The organism is Paraburkholderia caffeinilytica (genome assembly GCF_003368325.1).
Lineage (GTDB): Bacteria > Pseudomonadota > Gammaproteobacteria > Burkholderiales > Burkholderiaceae > Paraburkholderia > Paraburkholderia caffeinilytica.
The window spans coordinates 2008538-2025683 of the sequence record NZ_CP031467.1 but is presented as its reverse complement, the minus strand read 5'-3'; the positions used below and the strand labels follow the sequence as shown (position 1 = coordinate 2025683).

Below are 17146 nucleotides of genomic sequence, written 5' to 3'. Positions count from 1 at the left end.
CCTTTTCGAACTGGAGAACAAGAATGGGGCGAGTTTTTGCATACTGCCGTGTGTCAACCGCCGAGCAGACCACCGACAATCAGGTACACGAGATACAGGCGGCGGGTTTCAACATCGAACCGCGCCGTGTGATTAGCGAGTGCGTGTCCGGCTCCGTCGCGGCGAATCAGCGCAAGGGCTTCGCCAAGCTGCGCGACCGGCTGGAGGCCGGCGACGTGCTGATCGTGACCAAGCTTGATCGGCTCGGACGTAACGCGATGGACGTGCGCGCGACCGTTGAAGAACTCGCACAGGCCGATATCCGTGTGCATTGTCTTGCTCTGGGTGGTGCCGACCTAACGAGCGCGGCAGGGAAAATGACCATGTCGGTGCTGTCCGCCGTAGCTGAGTTCGAGCGTGACCTGCTGTTGGAGCGTACCGCCGCCGGCCTTGCCCGTGCCCGTCACGCCGGCAAGGTGTTGGGTCGGCCTCGTGCGCTCAGTGACAGACAGGAGGCGCTGGCGCGCGTACGGCTTGCGGAGGGGCAGTCTGTTGCGGCGATTGCCCGCGAATTGAACACGAGCCGCCAAACCGTTATGCGGCTACGCGTCCGTTCGGATGAGCAAGCGATTGGCTGAGGCGGGCACCGCCCGATTTTGCAACTGGTTGCAAGGCTAGGGTTGCTCTGAGTCTGGGGGTGTCGCCTCGGCTAGAATCTACGCGTCGGCAAAAAGTATCTTTTCGAATGTTCTCAACGACCGCGATTACACCAGTCTGCTGAAGTTCTACAATCGTACGTCACTGTCTTCTCGGATCGGCAGTGTTATCGGCTTGGCTAACAGAGAGCTTCCTCAATTCGTTTTGCGATTGGCAGCGAGCGACGACGCGCACGCAGTGCGCAAGTCCCTACGGCCATATTTCGGCAAGTTTGCCGGCAAAATACGCTGATTCGAGAGCCGAGCGCGCGCTTGTCAAATGCTGAGTAACCTCGGTCTGATCGGGGCGATGACGAGCAGGGGCCCGGTTCGGCAACATAGACAGGAATTCATGCGTTATGCGTATTTCGAGCATCCGGGTACTGAACTACAAATGCTTTTTCGACACGGGCGAGATCGCGCTCGCTCCGGGATTCAACGTCTTTGTGGGCCGTAACGATTCCGGCAAAAGTGCTTTAGTTGAGGCTTTGAGCTTGATGCAAGCCGCAAAGCCACATCGGAGCTTAGAAATGGCTCCCACCCCGGATGCGTTGACAAGCGATGTATCGACAACCATTCTCAAATACGTTCTGTCGCCAGACGAGTTGAAGACCTACTTCACGCGTCAGCGCTTCATCACTGTGCCGATGCGGCAAGCGGGGGTTGACTCAACCACCACGGCTGTTTATGCCGCCGTTGAGTCCAGCGGGCAATTTTCTGCGTCTTGGTCGAACCAGCAACCCGTATCCGGTGGACTGACGTCTCTGCCTCGCGGTGAACAAGGCCAGTACGCTAATTACCAAAATACGAAATTTCCTATAGGTTTGGAACTTTCGTTTCAGGGCCAGCAGGGTGGCGCAGTGCAGGACTATTCGCATGCCCTCGCAATTTCGCTTCGCAGCCAGTCCTATGCGTTTCGTGCCGAACGAATGAATGTGGGGCAATGCGGTGTGGGAGCAAAGCAATATCTAGAACCGAATGCGGCGAACCTCCCAGACGTGCTTAACCAACTGAGCTCGACGAATCCGGCACGCTACGAACGCTTGATGGTTCACGTCCGGACGATTTTCCCGCACATCACGCAAGTCACGGCGCCGGTCATTCCAAACGGACTTGTGCAAATCTTGGTATGGACCGTTCCGGTCGACACTGAACGAGTTGACCTTGCGGTACCGCTGAACGAGAGTGGCACAGGTATCGGGCAAGTGCTCGCGATGCTGTATGTCGTGGTCACTTCTGATTCGCCGAAGGTAGTTGTCATCGACGAACCACAGAGCTTTTTGCATCCTGGGGCCGTGCGCAAGTTGCTGGAAATACTGCGCGGTTATTCACAGCATCAATACGTGATCACGACACATTCGCCTGTCGCGCTAACACCCACAGAAACGGATCGACTGTTTTTGGTTCGCCGAGAAGCCTCGGGCAGCACTGTTTCGCCTATCGATCCAGACAGCCAAGACGACCTGCGGACTTCCCTTGCGGATGTGGGTGTGCGGCTCGGGGACGTTTTCGGCGCAGATTCGATTCTATGGGTGGAAGGCAAGACCGAAGAGACATGCTTTCCCGAACTGATCCGTCACTTGGGACGTACCCAATTGAAAGGGGTTCAGATTTTAGGTGTTGTTAGCACGGACGAACTCGGCGCGAAGTTGGCGAATAGGGTGTATGAAATTTATTCTCGATTGTCAGGGGGAGCAACGCTTCTTCCGCCGGCCGTCGCGTTTGTGTTTGACCGGGAAGGGCGCTCGGAAAGCGAGCGGACGGATATCGATCGAAAGAGCGGTGGTTTGGTTCATTGGTTGCCTCTGCGCATGTACGAGAACTATCTACTGGAGCCACAAAGCATCGCCTCGGTCATGAATTCTGCAGACACCGAGCGTGCTACGCCGGTTACTGCCGATGAGGTGAGAACTTGGTTAGAACGGCAGGGCGGCCAGAAGAAATATTTCGCCGCGCTTGACGACCTGCCTGCTTTTGGGACGACGCGGTGGAAGGAGTACGTACACGGCGCAAAAGTTCTGCATGATCTGTTTGACGAGTTCACAGAGGTTCGGCTTCAGTACGATAAGGTCAAACACGGTCTGATGCTGACTAAATGCCTGATCGATCAACCTACGGTTGAGATACGTGCATTGGCAGAGTACCTCAGTTCCCTTGTAGCCAAGCAAGCCTAGCCGAGGATCGCCCTCAATAGTGTGGGTTGCATTCCAAAGGTACATGTGACCGAGCGGGTCGATTTTGCAACCCGTTGCACTGGTTGGCCGGTGCACGTGGCGTGGCACGCTTGCAGTGTAGTGAACTTCGAGAGCTTGATTTTTCACGGGCTGAGTAGGCACGGGGTACAGTTCCGCCCTCTCTGCCATCAACTGAGCAAACGGCGGGCAAGGTGGTTTTTGCGTCGCCCGACGGCCGAGATCGACGCAGGAAGAGCTACAGGATTGCAATCGCGTCCAACTTTGCTCGCGTCTTGTCGTGGCGTAGATGTCCGTAATGCTTGTCGATCATCGCAGTCGACGTCCCTGCCAACCTCGCTACGATGAAGCTGTCTGCACCGTTCGCTATGAACTCGCTAATGGCCGTGTGCCGAAGGGTGTACATAACGACCGTTGAGGGAAGCTTTGCAGCCAGCACGGCGGTCCTGAAGGGTTTCTTCCACGAATCCTTGTTCCAGCGCTGCCCGAACTCGGTCGCTAGGATTGGCGCGTTCCCTATTTTGTTCTTCGTCTGTTCGGTGAAGAAGGCTATGGCTGCGGACGAAAGGGTAATAACACGGTGTCCGGTTTTGCCCTCAAGGGAGAGAGTCCCTTGTTCGCGGTCGAAGTGCCCGACGGACGCATTTGCCAGCTCGCCGGGCCGCGCGCCGGTCAATAGCATAGCTGTCGCCAACTGTTTTATATCGCAGGCACAGGCGTGTATCAAAGCCTTGCGCTGGTCGGCTGAGAGGAAGGATTGACGTCTGCGGCCCACATCTTTGAATTTCGCCACTGTTTTCCAGCCAGCGTCCGTTGCAACAAGTCGATCATGTAGCGCGAGATTCAGCGCCGCTTTCAGCGATGCGAGGTTGCGATTTGCGCTGTCCTTGGCGCGACGCAGGTCGTCTTCGTCTTCCGCGTCACTCTCGCCGATTTCAATCTGAGCGGACAGCCAAGTCTTGATTTCCGACGTGCGAAGCTTCGATAGATCAACCCTCCCGATCTTCGCATCGTAGACAAGACGCCTGAACCGGCCTTCTGCGTCGGCCTTGCTTGCCGCGCCTTTGTGAAGGCCGAGGTGCTTTACATAGTGCTCGCACGCCTCCTTCACTGTCATGCCTTTCGACGAAACACCGGCGTCGATTGCATTGGCCCACTCGCTCGCGGCCCTTGCAGCGTCGTCGTAGGCGGCGAGGGTGCCAAGTGCCCTGTATTGCTGCTTTCCGTCCTCATTGCGGCGACGCGCAATCCAAGTTCCTTCGCCTTCAGTCGGCTTGCGATAGCCGACATACAGTCCTGCTTGAATGCGCGACCAATAGGGCTCGCGGCGCGGTGCAAGCTTGTCGCGTGACGTCTTGGAGTTGATCGTTGTAGCCATATTTTTTCGTACGGAATTGGTACGGAAATTCTATGGTGGACGTCACTGGACGTCAATGATCTAAAAGTAGCGTAAAATCAATAACATATGATTCTTCTCTGAACTTTCGCGAACTGCAAAAAACGATCATTCCGGCCCTCCGAAGGCAGGGGTTGCTGGTTCGATCCCAGCCGGGCGCACCAATAGCCGTAAGGCTTTCAGCGGTTTCTCTGCTTCTTCGTTTCTTCCCAGTACAGTGAAAATACAGTCAGCCGGCGGCCGTCTGTAGGTCGACGACCTGTGTGCGGCTGAATCCGGCGTGCCAGGTGATCAGCAGACAGGTGCGCGTAGCGTTGCACCATTTCCAGCGTTTCCCGTCCGACCGGCTTGCTCATTCCTATCGTTTCGTGATGCTCGCTTTCGGCACATCAGGATCACGCATCATGCGTGGTGTGTCTTAAGCCAGTCGCGCAGCGCGTCGTTCATGCGCGTTTGCCAGCCTTCGCCGCTTGCTCTGAATCGCTCGACTATCTCAGCGTCGTATCGAACCGTTACCGCGACTTTCGGGTGTGCGAGCTTCGGCCGGCCGCCGCGCGGCTTCATTTGTGCGAACTGTTCATCTGTCGGCTCGAACGTGTCAGGGTCGGCCGCGATGCCGCGAGCGATCGCGGCTTCTTCTTCGGGCGTGTTACGGATCAATTTGGGTTGCTTTTTCATAGCGGTCTATCTCCCGGTTGTTTGCCTTGCGCAGACTGATAACCCGAAAGGCTTCGCCGCGCTGCGTGAACACGACGCAATAGAGGCGGGCGTCGATCACGGCATAGCCAATTTCGCGCAACTCGCGGTAATCCTTGCGGTCGTCGGGTGCGCACCATACGGACGACCAATCAATCGCTTCAGCGTTGGACAGAGATACGCCGTGCTTCTGTTCGTTGGCGTCGCTCTTGGTTTGGTCGTGAGTCGTTTTCATATGGTTATTGTAGTTACAAAAACATGGGATCGCAATGGATTTTTGTAACTACGTTTACTTGCCTGACTTGCGAAAGTGGTTTCGGTGTCGGTCACTAGTCGGGTCGTCACGCGTTTCGAGGCACTGGTCGAGGCGATACGTACGGTCACAAAGCAATACAACGTCGCTAATATGGTGATCGCGATACGACAGGCATCGGCTAGGGCGCCTATTAGCTCGTCAGGCCGTTCTATTCGAACGCGATCGTGCTCAACTATTCACGAGGGCCGAGGCGACCCGGTGTCGGTGATGGATAGCGTCGAGATTCTGGATTACGTCGAAACGTGGTCGGCCGGCAGTTGGTCCGAGCCGCCGATGTCCTGGTCGGGCTTGGCTAAGACATTCCGCGCCAGCGTTCATCACGATTCGGCAGTCTACTTCAAACGTAACGTGTATCGGCGACGTTCATGGGGATCGTGCCGAGCAATACTGATGGGTTTGGTGCGGCGGACACGGCAGCCGAGAGGTATTCGAGCGCAACGAAATCGAATCGTTGCAAAGGCGATTCGCGCGGTTCAATGACTGAATAGGAGACGACGTTGTGCGCCTTAATCCTTATTTGATCAAGACGCGACGGCCGCCACCTAAGCGACCGATGATTCTACGCGGCGCTGCTTATTCTTATGGTGAAACGATAACCTCGCGAAATCCATCGAGCATTGGTCCCGAAAAAACGTGTGGACTATCGACGCTTTGGGCGACGAAGTTGTGATACTGCCCGAGCCATTGAACCTTCTCGAGAACGCTCGGGGTAGCATTGTCTACCTTGTACGCCTGAATTACGGCGAGATGTTGTTCAAGATCACCAGGTCGAAGGTAGTTTAAGAAGATCTGATTGTCGCGGTCAGTCAATAACAAAGCCTTAACCGCATCCGCGAGCTCGGGCGTCGTGTCATCGTTGTGAAAGTACCAGTCGAGCAAATCCGGATCGGTCAAGACGCGCGGAAAGCGAGCCTTGTCGCGCTCTAGCAGATAGGCGCGGATAAGCGCCTCCGAGTAGACCAATGTGTCGTCGGCGAAGTGCTTTCCGAACGCAACTCCGCCGCGGACCAGCACACCTCCTCCAACCAAGAGGCGTTGAAGTGAAATGACCGATTCGAACAGGTGTGCGACACGATCACTCGTCAGAGGTGCCGCTATAGTGATGCAGTCGGAGAACGCGCGGACGTCGAGATTAGGAGATGCCTCTTTGACGTTGCCGAGCAAGGCCCGCAACTTCTCGAGATGAAGCGGCTCTATAGATTTCGAGTCGGACGATACGAGGGCGGAGAACCCTAGGACGTCGACAAAGGCGACAGCACCGTACGACCAAGTAGATTCCATTTATGTTTACTCGATCGCAAGCTTGGCCAACGCAAAGAAACGGTCACGAAACTCCACCATGGCGGCAGACCGTTGCTCCCAGACATGTCCTTGCCACTCCGTGTCCTCTTTTGTGAGTCGCCATACCGGCTTGCTGTTCGACAACATCATCGGTGCCAAGCTCGCAAAGTCATGTATCTCGGCACAAAGCGGTTCAGTAAGGCAGTGCTTCGCCACACCTTCGGCTCCCGAAGCCGTAATCAAGGAGGGGATCAATTCCTCAACCGCCCGCTGTCTAACTCGATCAATCCAGACCTTGAACCCAGCCTTCGCTACGCCTTTGTGGCGCTGGAACCTTTGCATCACGATACCGCGTAGCACTGGCGCTCGGGTCGGCACATTTAGCGACAATTTCTGGAAGTCTGGGACCACCTGCATATGCTCGGTGATCCATTTATTTAGGATGTGACTCAAAGAGCCAATAGCCTGGTAGTTGAAACGATCCGGGGCAACAGGTACGAGAAATCGGTCGCATGCCAGAAAAAACGACCTGGTGAGTGCTGCGGCGCTTGGCCCCACATCCACGAGGATCACGTCAAAGCCGTGCAATGCGCCTAGCCGGCGCAACATGTCGTTCACAGCGACATACGTGCGCTTCTGATGCATGTCGGAAGTCATACGCTGGCTATAGGCGTATGAGAGTCGATCTTCGGCTTCGCTCAATCCGATATCACCGCGAAAGATAAACAACGGCAGTTCCTCGTCGAACTGAGTCAGGACGATACCGTCGACGTCTACGTTCGCTCGTTCGCCCTCGAGGCGTGGCCACAGTGCGTCCTTAACCGACGATCCGGGAAGGGTTGTTGTCTCGCCCTCCTCCTCCTTCACGTCTAGGGCATCGATAATCCTCGAGAGGCACAACTCCGTAAGATTGCATTGTGGGTCTGCGTCCACAACCAATACTTTCATTCCCATCGCTTCCGCGAACGCATATGCAAGGTGATAGGTGGTAGTCGTTTTCGACACGCCGCCCTTGTGGTTATAAAGCGTGATGATTTTGGTCACGTTCAAGCCCTCATCTTCAAAAATCCCACTACTGCATGATGACGATCGGGGAAAGCTACATAAGCATTGGCTAGTTGTGTTCTCACGACCTTCTGAGTCACCAACAAACCGCATGCGTGGGAACGAGGCACGCTAGTAGTGCGCGAGCCTACCTTGGCGAAACCATGAGCCGACCGAGGCGATGAGTCAACCATCCGACGGTAGACGGCGCCAATCCGTCACCCAAACGGATGAAGAGCCGGCTGGCAGCATGGAGCTGTCACCAGTGAGTTTCTTCAGTTCCCTCCCCACCTGCGGTGCCTTCTTGCATGAACGGTTTTGATGCGCAGTCGGAAAACACGTGGAGCCCTTACGGCGCGGGCTAAATATTCAGGGCGGCAAGTGACACATGATGCATGTTTGATGCGTCCAGAGACGCATCCGCCATCCCCGGGAAATTGTCCGTCGTGTCGGGTACCTAGTTCGCCAACAACCACATTCGAACTACTGACCCAAACATCTAGAACAGTTCCTTTTGTTTCGACCTCTGGATAGTCACGCCATAAAGTGCCGAAACCTGCGCCAAGAAAGTGTTTTGGCCACCATAACTGGGATGCCGGAATTGTGACACTTCGGCCTTGTAAGAGCACTTGGCAATTGAAGCGGCGGCATCATTTCCAACCGCAATAAGTCGTCTGGGGCGAATCGTCTCGATTAGCGTATCAAGAATCTCCTCGCCAAGTCGCCTTTCCATCGAATTATGCGCACGATTCGTGAATGAATTGCCTTCTTCATGCGGATGTAACGGGAAAACGTTCCACAAGAAAATATTTTCACTAACGGAATTCAAGGCATTCCAGATTACGGCGGCAGTTCTCTCAGCCACCGGCTCGCCTTTGGTGACCTGAGAGACAGATAGTCCCCACCGCCGAGCGTGACACACCATATTGACTTCATCTGTTAGCGCCAAACCGGTCCTTCTACCGCCGCGATAACCGAGGTCGCGTCCGATCCATAGCGAATCGACCCCATTTTCGCAGGCGTTTTTTAGTAACTCCAGAAGCAGTTTCTTTCTCTTTTCCCCAGCGTCTTTTCGATCAAATCGCTCGCATACGGCAGAATAGGGATTAAATGTATTTTTAATTTTTATCGACGCTACGGCGTCCACAAAATCCGCTGGATTCATATTATCCTCTCCTGTAGCTAATACTTCTTGTTGCTCGATCGCCTATTATAACACCGCTTCGATTTTGACTGAGTTCGCGAAAAACCCTATATCCGTCTAAGATGGCTTTTTCCCACAAAGATAAAGGACATTTCTGTACTTCGTAACCATTGACGAACTGCTTAATTCCTTTAAGAAGGTCGAATGAGAGCTTTTCCTTTTCCCTAAACAAGTCGGCATTTTTCGCATTTGAGAAAATCCATGCTGTCAATCCTTCCTCAATTACGATCGCGCGCCCACCGTCTTGTTGTTCGTCGTACTTTGGGTTGCTTTTTCGTTTATGCCTTATCAACGCCCTGAAGGTTGGGGACCAATGTAGTATTGCTGCATGTGCCATGTGAAAAACATCGTGGAATTTGTAACCGTCTTCCGTCTCGATGTTATCAGTTAGTGGATCACCAATAAAGACGTCATTCCATTTAAGATAACTCTTCCCATTAGGGCGTTCAATTATTGATATTTCGAAATGGGCGGGTAATCGCTCGTCGTCGTCAAAATCTTCATCGAACGTGGGAAGGGTTGAAAAGTCGGGAAGTAAAAAACGGCCCTCAGTTTTCTGTAGATTGTTTTCTAGCACTGAGGCGAAGCTGATGCCGGTAGCTTGTAGCGTGCCCAGGTAACTTGCGAAGAACTCCTGTATGTCTGCTTTGATAACTTCAAGGTCAAGCCGCGAGCGATTTAGCAGTGTTGCGGCTGAGCTGCCCAGTCGTTCCAGAACCGGCTCGAGGTCTGAGTGTGACTCGACTGCGGCTTGTGCGACGGGACAAAATGGGTCGTTTGTCGCAAGTAGGAGTGATTTCTCGTCGTCCCAAAACTGATCGGGCAAGAGTACGTCTACCGTTAAATTCAATCGATCTACTAGACGGAAAAAATACCAAATTACATCACCCAGCTCTTGAGTAATCGCGGTTTCATAGTCATACAATTTCCCCTCTCGGCTTTTCTTCTTGGCCGTCGTTAATACGCTCCCTACTTCACCAAAAAGCCCGAGCCGTACAGCATTTATTTCGTGTAGCTTGTCGAGCGGCCTTATTCTCTCAAAATAATCTCTCAGTATCATTTTGTGTCACCGGTCGAATTTTATTGCCAGCTGAGCGGTTTGCCAAGGCATCCGCGGTCATTTTCGTCTAGCCACTTGAACATCAGTTCTACGAAATCACCCGAAAATTTACTCTTATGCCCAATCCCCTTCTTTACGACTTGATATAAATGGGACGGTAGGGTCGGGCCGTTGCTTCCCCAGTAGCAAAAATTCTGTGAAATCAAAACATTTTCACAACTTGTATCGGTATCTACGTTCTCTTGACATCGAGATCCGTCGGTATTGGTGTGGTGCGAGTCTTCTTGAATCCAGAGTTTTTTGTCATCGCGGTGATAAATATTATCGCCGAACGCAGCCTTCTTGCTTCCGTATAGATTGGGTCTTTTGCAAAAAAATCGCTCGTCGTTCCAATAGACATCGTAAGTGAGTATTTCTTGTACTTGCATAAAAAAGACGAGTTTGTGAACGTTCGGAGCGGAGCGAGTTCCTATGATTATGTCGTTCAATCTTGCGGCTTTTCTGATTTTAGGTTTGCAGGTGGCTAGGGTGCATGTGCCATAAAATGGATTTGGAGCAAAACCAAAATCCCTAGGAATTACATATGAATATATTTTCATGTTAGCCACATGTATGTTTGGAGATTTTGCGCTTGGGCGGCGTGGAGCCGTCCGCGAGAGTCCACGGATTGTCTTCACCCGAAAACACTGTACTCAGATCGTCTGAGTAGGTGGTGACGCAATCTCCTGTGGAGTCTACTGATAGGGGAATATCGCTGATCTCTGGTTCATCCAGCCAAAGTGCTACTACCCGTATCGCGTGTAGCGCAGCCGTTGCCATGACGACGTCTAAGCAGACATTCGTCGCGATTTCGGCAGAGAGGTATCCGGCGCGATCTGACCAAGAACAAGGAACCGCGCACGGTCCCGTTGCCGGGACGCGCGGAAGCGACCATCCGCGCCTCGCCGCAGCAGACTTCGGGACCGCTGATTACCTTCTACGACTCGGATGATTTGTGGAAGGCATTCGTGCGGGCGCGCAAACGTGCTGGCATCACGGGGCCGCACCCCTACGACCTGGGACGCGAAGCCGCCTCGCGACTAGACGGCAACCCTCGCGAAGGTTCTCGGTTGGAAAACGCTGCAGATGGCCATGAAATATTACAACCCGCGCGACAAGAAACTGATCGCGGCAGCACTAGTGCGCTTACTCGTCAAGGTCGCGCGCGTGCCGCGGGGCAGCCGCGCCACTGGCCCATCGCGCGTGAGGCCTTTCCAGTCCCTCCTACTGGACGCCTGACACGAATTAGCCATTCCGCTACAGACCTCTCAGAAGATTCAGAATTTGAAGAACTTCGCATCTAAAAACTCCATTTCAGAGTAACGCATCCCCACGAGTCCCCAAATCAGCGCTATCATCATGGTTGGACCTTCACCGCAGAACTTAGTCATGAATCCGAAGGATGAACAGTTTTTCAAGGCATTGGGTTCGCGTATCGCCAGCGCACGCAAGGCCCACAAGTTCACTCAGCAGCAACTTGCCGAGCAGCTTGGCATTGCCCAGCAGACCCTCGCCCACTACGAAGGCGCGCGGCTGCGGCCGCCTGTCTCAATGCTACCGGAGTTGACCAGAACGCTTGGGCTGTCATCCGACGAACTGCTGGGGCAGGACGTTGCCCGACCCAAAAAACGCGGCCGGCCCTCTAAGCTGCAAAAGCAGCTCGAGGCGATCAGCCGGCTACCGAAGGCGCGGCAACGCTTCGTATCCGAGATGCTTGAAACGGTGCTGGCACAGACCCAGCAGTAAGAAAGGAGATTTGATGTAGTAGAAGAAGCGCGGGCCGCATGGGCGGCAACCCATACGGCCCGCTAACCACAACCAACTCACCGAAGGAGTTGACCATGGCTAACGCCAATCTTAAACCACGTCGCGCACGCGACGAACAGGTCACGCGCATTTCCGTTGCGCTTGAAGCAGACGGCACGAAGGAACACGGCAGGCGTACGGCCTTTCCGTGGATGCAGGTGACTGATGCGATGCTCGAACACGCAGGCTTTCTGCCGGGGCACCAGGTCCTGTTCAGCATCGACTACCGGCTCGGACAGATCACCATTACCCCGGACTATAACTACAGGATTGCCGGCAGGTACATGACTGCGCCGGAGAAGGAGGCCATGCTGCGAAGACGCAGCAAACGGACATGAACAATCCACAAACAGCAAACCCGGCTTCGGCCGGGTTTGCTGTTATTCGATCTCCAACGCTCTTAGTGGCTCGTCAACCTTGACCTTATTGACGTCACTATCAGCCTAAGCCCCACGCTGCACTACCGGAATCAGGATTGGCGCCCAATTCGTTTCCTGCATGCCTCCTCTGATCTGGATTCAGCCCGCCCCAAAGGTGGCCATGCCGCCCACATTGTCGAAATAGACATCGATGCCGCCAGCTGCTGTCTCCCTTCATGCTCGGCCGGGATATTTAAAATATTTATAAAATATAAAATTCCTTCAATATCCGTCATTTTTTTGTCTGAGCACTCAGCAGGCAGAATTGTGAACGTCCGCTTTCGGAAATCTCCCGTTGTTTCAATCTATCTGCTTATCTAGCATGGGCCGTCTATGCACACTGCATCATGCATAGCAATTCAGGCCCGGAATTTCTGCTGGCGCCTCCCTACATCCAGATAGATATTGCGAAATATTCGCGGCGTTCTGTTTTTTAGTTTGAAGGTCATGTACAAAATAACGAAGCTGATTTTAACCGCCTCAATCGCTCTGCTGTCCAATTTTGCGCACGCACAGCTTTCAACGCATCAAGTGGGGGCGAGCCAGTTTGCCGGCCCCTATGTCGGTTTCAAAGTGGGCTTGAATAATTCTGACGCGTCAGGCGTCGTCAATAAAGCATCGCATACCACAGTATTTCCAGGATTCATGGCGGGATATAACTTTGACGTCGACCGCTTCGTGTTGGGTGCTGAGATTTTCGCTGATCTGCATCATGGTTCGTCAACGTATAAAGACGGTGGGATCGATGCGAAATTCGGCATGCCATTCAATCAGATCATGCCCTATGCTCGCGTTGGTTTCACGTCAAGCTGGCCGGAAACCCGCTTGCATTGGGGATTGGGGGTCGAATATAAGTTCGCCAGGCACGTGAGCGTGGCAGGCGAATGGACGACCGACTCCAGTAATAAAGACGGTACGAAACGGCGCAATAACAGCTTTACCGTCGGCCTGCAGTATCACTTCAACTAGGCGGACCAGATCACGTTACGCGACGAAGGCGTTGAATTCGTGCTTCAGGCGATGTTGCTGCAAGAGGCAAACGTCGGAACAGATGCACCCACGACTTTATAGGGCGTGAACCTATCTGCCTTGCCTGTTTGCGACACCAGTATTGATTGCCTGATCGAACAGGCCGAGCCGGTGGGGTATGTAACCCGCTGGCTCGACTTGCGATGGGCCGCCGCCGGTGTCTCCCGCTATGCGTTTCATCTCGCGAGCGGCGGGCCGTCGTCACGGCCGTCGGCGATCCGCATCGTCTGACCGGTCACACCCTAACCAGCAGCTTCCCAAGATTCTTCCCTTCAAACAGGCTGTTCAGCGCCTGAGGCAACGCGTCAAAACCATCGACGTAAGTCTCCTGATAAACAATCTCACCGCTCTTCACCCAAGGCGCGACAGTCTGCAGCATCTCGTCCATCCGATGCGTGAAATCACGCGCGAGAATCCCTTGGATCGTCGCGCGCTGAAACAGCATGTGCTGCAGGAAGCGCGGCGCGAGGTCCGGCGTATCGAGACCGCCGTCGTATTGAGCGATCGCGCCGCAGATCACGATTCGCGCGCGGCGCTTGATGAGCGGGATCACCGCATCGGTGACCATGCCGCCCACGTTGTCGAAATAGACGTCGACGCCGCCGGTGGCCGCCTGCAGCGCCGACTGCAAGCCTTCGAGTGTGGGATGCGCCCGGTAGTCGACGGCACCGTCGAGCTTCAGCGTGTCGGTCAGAAACGCGCACTTGTCCGGGCCACCCGCGATGCCGATGACGCGGCACCCGGCGCGTTTGCCGAACTGCGCGACCAGCGAGCCGACCGCGCCCGCCGCACCGGATACGACCAGCGTGTCGCCCGGACGCGGCCGGCCTGCTTCCATCAAACCGAACCACGCGGTGCGACCCGGCATGCCGAGCACGCCGAGCGCGGTCGAAACGGGCGCCGCCTCGGGGTTCAGTTTGGTCAGCTCGCTGTGATGGCACTTGGCGTACAGTTGCCAGCCGCTGTAGGCCGACACCCAGTCGCCTTGTTTGAAAAGCGGACTCGCCGACGCCACCACTTCACCCACCACGCCCGCCCGTTGGACGATCCCGAGCGGATGCGGCACATCGTAAGTATTGCGTTCGTGTTGCTGGATCCGAATGTACGGATCGACGCTGACGATGCGCGCGCGGATCAGCACCTCGTTCGATGACAAAGTGTCGTCGAGCTCGTTTTCGCGCAATTCGTAGTGTTCATCGCCAACCCGTCCTTCCGGACGCTTGACGTAAAACCACTGGCGATTCTGGTAGTTCATGTGAGGACTCACTGCGGTCGTAGACGGTGAGTGATCTTACCAGTGGGGCTATCACACGCTCGCGCGTCGGACAGACGCGACGAGACCGGAAGGCGTCGGCGCAAGCGCCCAATAGCACCAAACAGCACCAAACAGCGCCCGACTCCAAGCTTGTTGAAAGCCGCCGGTCCCGTTAGAATCCTCGGGTCACTGGGGAGTAGCCTTCCTTCATCCATTGAAGGAGAGCGCGTCAACATACTTGGCCTGCGGGTCATGGCGCGTTCGACCGGGTCGGTTTGGCGAGACCATTGGCGCACTACTTCGTTCTGGTCGGACGGGTCGCGGTGCGTCATGGGTTCGTCATCTACGTCCGACCGCGGAGTTGCCCTGTGAAACATCGTTGTGCCCTGCCAGTGTTCCCGCTTGACCGTCCGTCGTGCCGTTTCCCCTCTGGATTTGCCGGGAGCCGCACATGACCGGTCTCCTGTTTGAACTCGCGCTCATGCTGGTCGTCATTCTGGTGGCGGCCGAGCTCTTCACCAACGCACTCGAACACCTCGGCGAGCGCCTGAAAATCTCCGAGGGCGTGACAGGTTCGCTGTTCGCGGCGGTCGGTACCGCCTTGCCCGAAACCCTCGTTCCGCTGCTCGCGATTGCCGGTGGCACGGCCGATAGCGCGGTCAACCAGGAGATCGGCGTCGGCGCGATTCTCGGCGCGCCGCTCATGCTCTCCACCCTCTCCACCTTCCTGATGACGCTCGCGATTCTCGGTTCGCGCGGCGTCGCCGGCCGGGTGACGCCGGAACGCACGGGTTTCACGCGCGATCTGAACTACTTCCTGTGTGCGTTCGTGCTGGCGGCCGCCGCGATGTACGTGCCGCATGACCAGATGTTCGTGCGGGCGCTGATCAGCGCGGCGCTGGTCGGCGTGTACATCACCTATGTGGTGATGACGTTCCGCGCATCGAACAAACTGGTCGACGCCGGTCATGGCACCGAAGCGCCGGGCAGGATGCTGCTGTCGCGTCTCGGCTTGCCCACCAATCTCGCGACCATCGCGGCGCAACTGGTGCTGGCCGTCGCGCTGCTGGTGTGGGGCGCGGAAGGCTTCATCCATGGTGTGCGGGGCGTGTCGCAGGTGCTCGGCGTCTCGCCGCTGCTGCTGTCGCTGCTGATCATTCCGATTGCCACCGAGTTGCCGGAGAAGGTCAACAGCATCCTGTGGATTCGCCGTGGCAAGGACACGCTGGCGTTCGGCAACATCACCGGCGCGATGGTGTTTCAGGGCACGCTGCTGCCCGCGATCGGAATTCTGCTGACGCCGTGGACGCCGCGCATCGAAGTGGTGACCGGCATTGTGATCACGCTCGCCGCCGCCGCGTGGCTGCGAATCAACGTGCGCGAGCGCGGCGTGCCGGTGTGGGCGCTGCTGGTGTGCGGCGTGCTCTACGCGACTTATCTGGCGATCACGCTGAGCCGTTAGCTGAATGATGAAGGGGGGAAGACCGCGCGAAAAGCGGCAGCAGGCGTGGCCTTCCTGATTGCCGCTTTCGCTTTAATTGGAGGGCGCGGCGGCCGCAGCTGTGGCGGTTGCCGTGCTATCCGGCTTGAACACCGTCTTCCAGTCATCCTTCATATCGACGACGAGCCAGCCTTTCGCGCCGGCCTCGTCCAAACCCTTGTCGAGCTTGCCGCTTTTCGTCGTGCGGTCGTACGCATACTCCCGTTCTGCATCGGTGTGATGCAGCAGCGCCGAGAGGCGTGGGCCGTCGCCGGTCGAGGTCCATTCGAGCATCGGCACATCGCCGTCGGCGTTGCCGAACGCGATCACTGGACGCCTGCCGATCACGCGGTCGATGGCGAGCGGTTTAGCCGCGCCGTCGACGAGCGTGTCGACCTGCGCAAGCCGGCTCAACGACACCGCGCCGTTCGTCTGGCTGTACTTGTATTTGACGGTGCTGCCGATCACCTGCTCGGGCGGAATGCCGTACACGCGCTGCGCGATGTCACGGACGAACTCGACATCGCTGCCCGTCACCAGGTAGGTTCTGAACCCGTTGGCGCGCAGATAGGCGAGTAACTCGAGCATCGGCTGATAGGCCAGGTCGGCGTATGGACGATTGAAGCGCGGGTCGGTCGCGGAGTCGAACCATTCGTGCACAAGCGCGGCAAATTGATCGCCGGTCATGCCGGCATGCGCCGCCGCGACGAGCCTCATCGAGCCGGCGTCGCCGCTCGCCGCGATACTCTTAAGATTGCCTTTCAGAATCGAGCGGAACGGTTCCTGCCGTTTCCATTCCGGATGCCGCCCGGCCACCGTCTTCACCTGTTGCAGCGCGAACACCAGCTGCACCGAGGCGGGTTGCTCCGGCCACAACGTGCCGTCGTTGTCGAACACGGCGATCCGGTCAGCGCGGGCGATGAAATCCTTCGACTCCGGCGTCGTGACCAGCGTGACGAAATCGACGATCGAGCGTTTGGTCGCGGTGTCGTTCCATGATGCAAGCGCAGCGCTCGTCGAAGCACTAGCCGACGATTCGCCCGCGTCGTGACGCGGCGTAACGGTGCAAGCTGAAAGAATCCCAACGGTCAAAGCCAAACAGTACCGCTGCATCGTGCGAATCATGAAAGCCTCATCAAATGCGGTGGATCGAATCTAAAGCGAGCGCCAGTCTAATGGGATGCGGTGATTATTGCAGCCGATTCTGTTGCTTTTTTGAACGGCGACCCAATGCCGGTAATTGGCGATCGCATAT

The 17146-nt window shown here is 55.9% G+C and carries 18 protein-coding genes and 1 riboswitch; of the genes, 7 read left to right on the top strand and 11 right to left on the bottom strand.

Annotated elements, in window-relative coordinates:
* Nucleotides 1-23 precede the first annotated feature (23 nt).
* Nucleotides 24-617 carry a recombinase family protein gene (locus tag DSC91_RS25355; RefSeq protein ID WP_115781383.1) on the top strand — a complete coding sequence of 198 codons (594 nt, stop codon included), beginning with the start codon at nt 24-26 and terminating at the stop codon, nt 615-617.
* Nucleotides 618-1033: 416 nt separating this feature from the next.
* Nucleotides 1034-2848: an AAA family ATPase gene (locus DSC91_RS25350; protein WP_115781382.1), complete on the top strand. Its 1815-nt coding sequence runs from the start codon at nt 1034-1036 to the stop codon at nt 2846-2848.
* 256 nt (nt 2849-3104) lie between these two features.
* Here the strand turns inward: DSC91_RS25350 and DSC91_RS25345 are convergent, their stop codons facing one another.
* The 9 genes from DSC91_RS25345 to DSC91_RS37625 all read right to left on the bottom strand — a co-directional run bounded on the left by DSC91_RS25345 (nt 3105) and on the right by DSC91_RS37625 (nt 10462).
* Nucleotides 3105-4244: a tyrosine-type recombinase/integrase gene (locus tag DSC91_RS25345; protein ID WP_115781381.1), complete on the bottom strand. Its 1140-nt coding sequence runs from the start codon at nt 4242-4244 to the stop codon at nt 3105-3107.
* Between the two features lie 197 nt (nt 4245-4441).
* Nucleotides 4442-4618, bottom strand: a complete 177-nt coding sequence (locus DSC91_RS37630) for a hypothetical protein (RefSeq protein ID WP_162831423.1) — start codon at nt 4616-4618, stop codon at nt 4442-4444.
* Between the two features lie 46 nt (nt 4619-4664).
* A complete protein-coding gene (locus DSC91_RS25340; protein ID WP_115781380.1) occupies nt 4665-4940 on the bottom strand; it encodes a BrnA antitoxin family protein in 276 nt (91 codons plus the stop codon).
* The gene (locus DSC91_RS25335) at nt 4912-5193 is read right to left on the bottom strand and encodes a BrnT family toxin (RefSeq protein WP_115781379.1); all 282 of its coding nucleotides are present in this window, start codon (nt 5191-5193) and stop codon (nt 4912-4914) included. Before DSC91_RS25335 ends, DSC91_RS25340 begins: the two co-directional genes overlap by 29 nt.
* 660 nt (nt 5194-5853) lie before the next feature.
* The gene (locus DSC91_RS25320) at nt 5854-6555 is read right to left on the bottom strand and encodes a hypothetical protein (protein ID WP_115781378.1); all 702 of its coding nucleotides are present in this window, start codon (nt 6553-6555) and stop codon (nt 5854-5856) included.
* Between the two features lie 6 nt (nt 6556-6561).
* Nucleotides 6562-7599 carry a ParA family protein gene (locus DSC91_RS25315; RefSeq protein ID WP_162831461.1) on the bottom strand — a complete coding sequence of 346 codons (1038 nt, stop codon included), beginning with the start codon at nt 7597-7599 and terminating at the stop codon, nt 6562-6564.
* Nucleotides 7600-8098: 499 nt separating this feature from the next.
* Nucleotides 8099-8764 (bottom strand): uracil-DNA glycosylase, encoded by a 666-nt coding sequence (locus tag DSC91_RS25310; RefSeq protein WP_115781376.1) that lies wholly within the window; start codon nt 8762-8764, stop codon nt 8099-8101.
* 1 nt (nt 8765) lies between these two features.
* Nucleotides 8766-9863 (bottom strand): pyrophosphatase, encoded by a 1098-nt coding sequence (locus DSC91_RS25305; RefSeq protein WP_162831460.1) that lies wholly within the window; start codon nt 9861-9863, stop codon nt 8766-8768.
* A gap of 20 nt (nt 9864-9883) precedes the next feature.
* A complete protein-coding gene (locus DSC91_RS37625; RefSeq protein ID WP_162831459.1) occupies nt 9884-10462 on the bottom strand; it encodes an Nmad2 family putative nucleotide modification protein in 579 nt (192 codons plus the stop codon).
* Between the two features lie 829 nt (nt 10463-11291).
* Between DSC91_RS37625 and DSC91_RS25300 the strand changes: the two genes are divergently transcribed.
* The 4 genes from DSC91_RS25300 (at nt 11292) to DSC91_RS37620 (ending at nt 13387) form a co-directional block, all read left to right on the top strand.
* Nucleotides 11292-11648: a helix-turn-helix domain-containing protein gene (locus DSC91_RS25300; RefSeq protein ID WP_229758153.1), complete on the top strand. Its 357-nt coding sequence runs from the start codon at nt 11292-11294 to the stop codon at nt 11646-11648.
* Between the two features lie 95 nt (nt 11649-11743).
* Complete coding sequence (locus tag DSC91_RS25295; protein ID WP_115781374.1) at nt 11744-12046, top strand: hypothetical protein; 303 nt, start codon at nt 11744-11746, stop codon at nt 12044-12046.
* A gap of 528 nt (nt 12047-12574) precedes the next feature.
* Nucleotides 12575-13096 carry an outer membrane protein gene (locus DSC91_RS25290; protein ID WP_115781373.1) on the top strand — a complete coding sequence of 174 codons (522 nt, stop codon included), beginning with the start codon at nt 12575-12577 and terminating at the stop codon, nt 13094-13096.
* A gap of 105 nt (nt 13097-13201) precedes the next feature.
* Nucleotides 13202-13387 carry a hypothetical protein gene (locus DSC91_RS37620; protein WP_162831458.1) on the top strand — a complete coding sequence of 62 codons (186 nt, stop codon included), beginning with the start codon at nt 13202-13204 and terminating at the stop codon, nt 13385-13387.
* A 4-nt stretch (nt 13388-13391) separates the two neighbouring features.
* On the opposite strand, the gene DSC91_RS25285 is transcribed toward DSC91_RS37620, so the two are convergent.
* Nucleotides 13392-14411: an NADP-dependent oxidoreductase gene (locus tag DSC91_RS25285; protein WP_115781372.1), complete on the bottom strand. Its 1020-nt coding sequence runs from the start codon at nt 14409-14411 to the stop codon at nt 13392-13394.
* Nucleotides 14412-14590: 179 nt separating this feature from the next.
* Nucleotides 14591-14762: riboswitch (yybP-ykoY riboswitch) on the top strand.
* A gap of 100 nt (nt 14763-14862) precedes the next feature.
* Here DSC91_RS25285 and DSC91_RS25280 point away from each other — a divergent pair.
* Nucleotides 14863-15873 carry a sodium:calcium antiporter gene (locus tag DSC91_RS25280; RefSeq protein ID WP_115781371.1) on the top strand — a complete coding sequence of 337 codons (1011 nt, stop codon included), beginning with the start codon at nt 14863-14865 and terminating at the stop codon, nt 15871-15873.
* Nucleotides 15874-15945: 72 nt separating this feature from the next.
* Here DSC91_RS25280 and DSC91_RS25275 read toward each other — a convergent pair whose 3' ends face one another.
* The gene (locus DSC91_RS25275) at nt 15946-16989 is read right to left on the bottom strand and encodes an HAD family hydrolase (RefSeq protein ID WP_244218034.1); all 1044 of its coding nucleotides are present in this window, start codon (nt 16987-16989) and stop codon (nt 15946-15948) included.
* Nucleotides 16990-17146: the final 157 nt, after the last annotated feature.

What these genes read in the sequence shown, in the direction of transcription:
- DSC91_RS25300 (WP_229758153.1), top strand. Translation starts at nt 11,292, where the DNA reads ATGAATCCGAAGGATGAACAGTTTTTCAAGGCATTGGGTTCGCGTATC.
- DSC91_RS25320 (WP_115781378.1), bottom strand. Translation starts at nt 6,555, where the DNA reads ATGGAATCTACTTGGTCGTACGGTGCTGTCGCCTTTGTCGACGTCCTA.
- DSC91_RS25285 (WP_115781372.1), bottom strand. Translation starts at nt 14,411, where the DNA reads ATGAACTACCAGAATCGCCAGTGGTTTTACGTCAAGCGTCCGGAAGGA.
- DSC91_RS25310 (WP_115781376.1), bottom strand. Translation starts at nt 8,764, where the DNA reads ATGAATCCAGCGGATTTTGTGGACGCCGTAGCGTCGATAAAAATTAAA.
- DSC91_RS25295 (WP_115781374.1), top strand. Translation starts at nt 11,744, where the DNA reads ATGGCTAACGCCAATCTTAAACCACGTCGCGCACGCGACGAACAGGTC.
- DSC91_RS25290 (WP_115781373.1), top strand. Translation starts at nt 12,575, where the DNA reads ATGTACAAAATAACGAAGCTGATTTTAACCGCCTCAATCGCTCTGCTG.
- DSC91_RS25305 (WP_162831460.1), bottom strand. Translation starts at nt 9,863, where the DNA reads ATGATACTGAGAGATTATTTTGAGAGAATAAGGCCGCTCGACAAGCTA.
- DSC91_RS37630 (WP_162831423.1), bottom strand. Translation starts at nt 4,618, where the DNA reads ATGAGCAAGCCGGTCGGACGGGAAACGCTGGAAATGGTGCAACGCTAC.
- DSC91_RS25340 (WP_115781380.1), bottom strand. Translation starts at nt 4,940, where the DNA reads ATGAAAAAGCAACCCAAATTGATCCGTAACACGCCCGAAGAAGAAGCC.
- DSC91_RS25335 (WP_115781379.1), bottom strand. Translation starts at nt 5,193, where the DNA reads ATGAAAACGACTCACGACCAAACCAAGAGCGACGCCAACGAACAGAAG.
- DSC91_RS25345 (WP_115781381.1), bottom strand. Translation starts at nt 4,244, where the DNA reads ATGGCTACAACGATCAACTCCAAGACGTCACGCGACAAGCTTGCACCG.
- DSC91_RS37625 (WP_162831459.1), bottom strand. Translation starts at nt 10,462, where the DNA reads ATGAAAATATATTCATATGTAATTCCTAGGGATTTTGGTTTTGCTCCA.
- DSC91_RS25355 (WP_115781383.1), top strand. Translation starts at nt 24, where the DNA reads ATGGGGCGAGTTTTTGCATACTGCCGTGTGTCAACCGCCGAGCAGACC.
- DSC91_RS25350 (WP_115781382.1), top strand. Translation starts at nt 1,034, where the DNA reads ATGCGTATTTCGAGCATCCGGGTACTGAACTACAAATGCTTTTTCGAC.
- DSC91_RS25280 (WP_115781371.1), top strand. Translation starts at nt 14,863, where the DNA reads ATGACCGGTCTCCTGTTTGAACTCGCGCTCATGCTGGTCGTCATTCTG.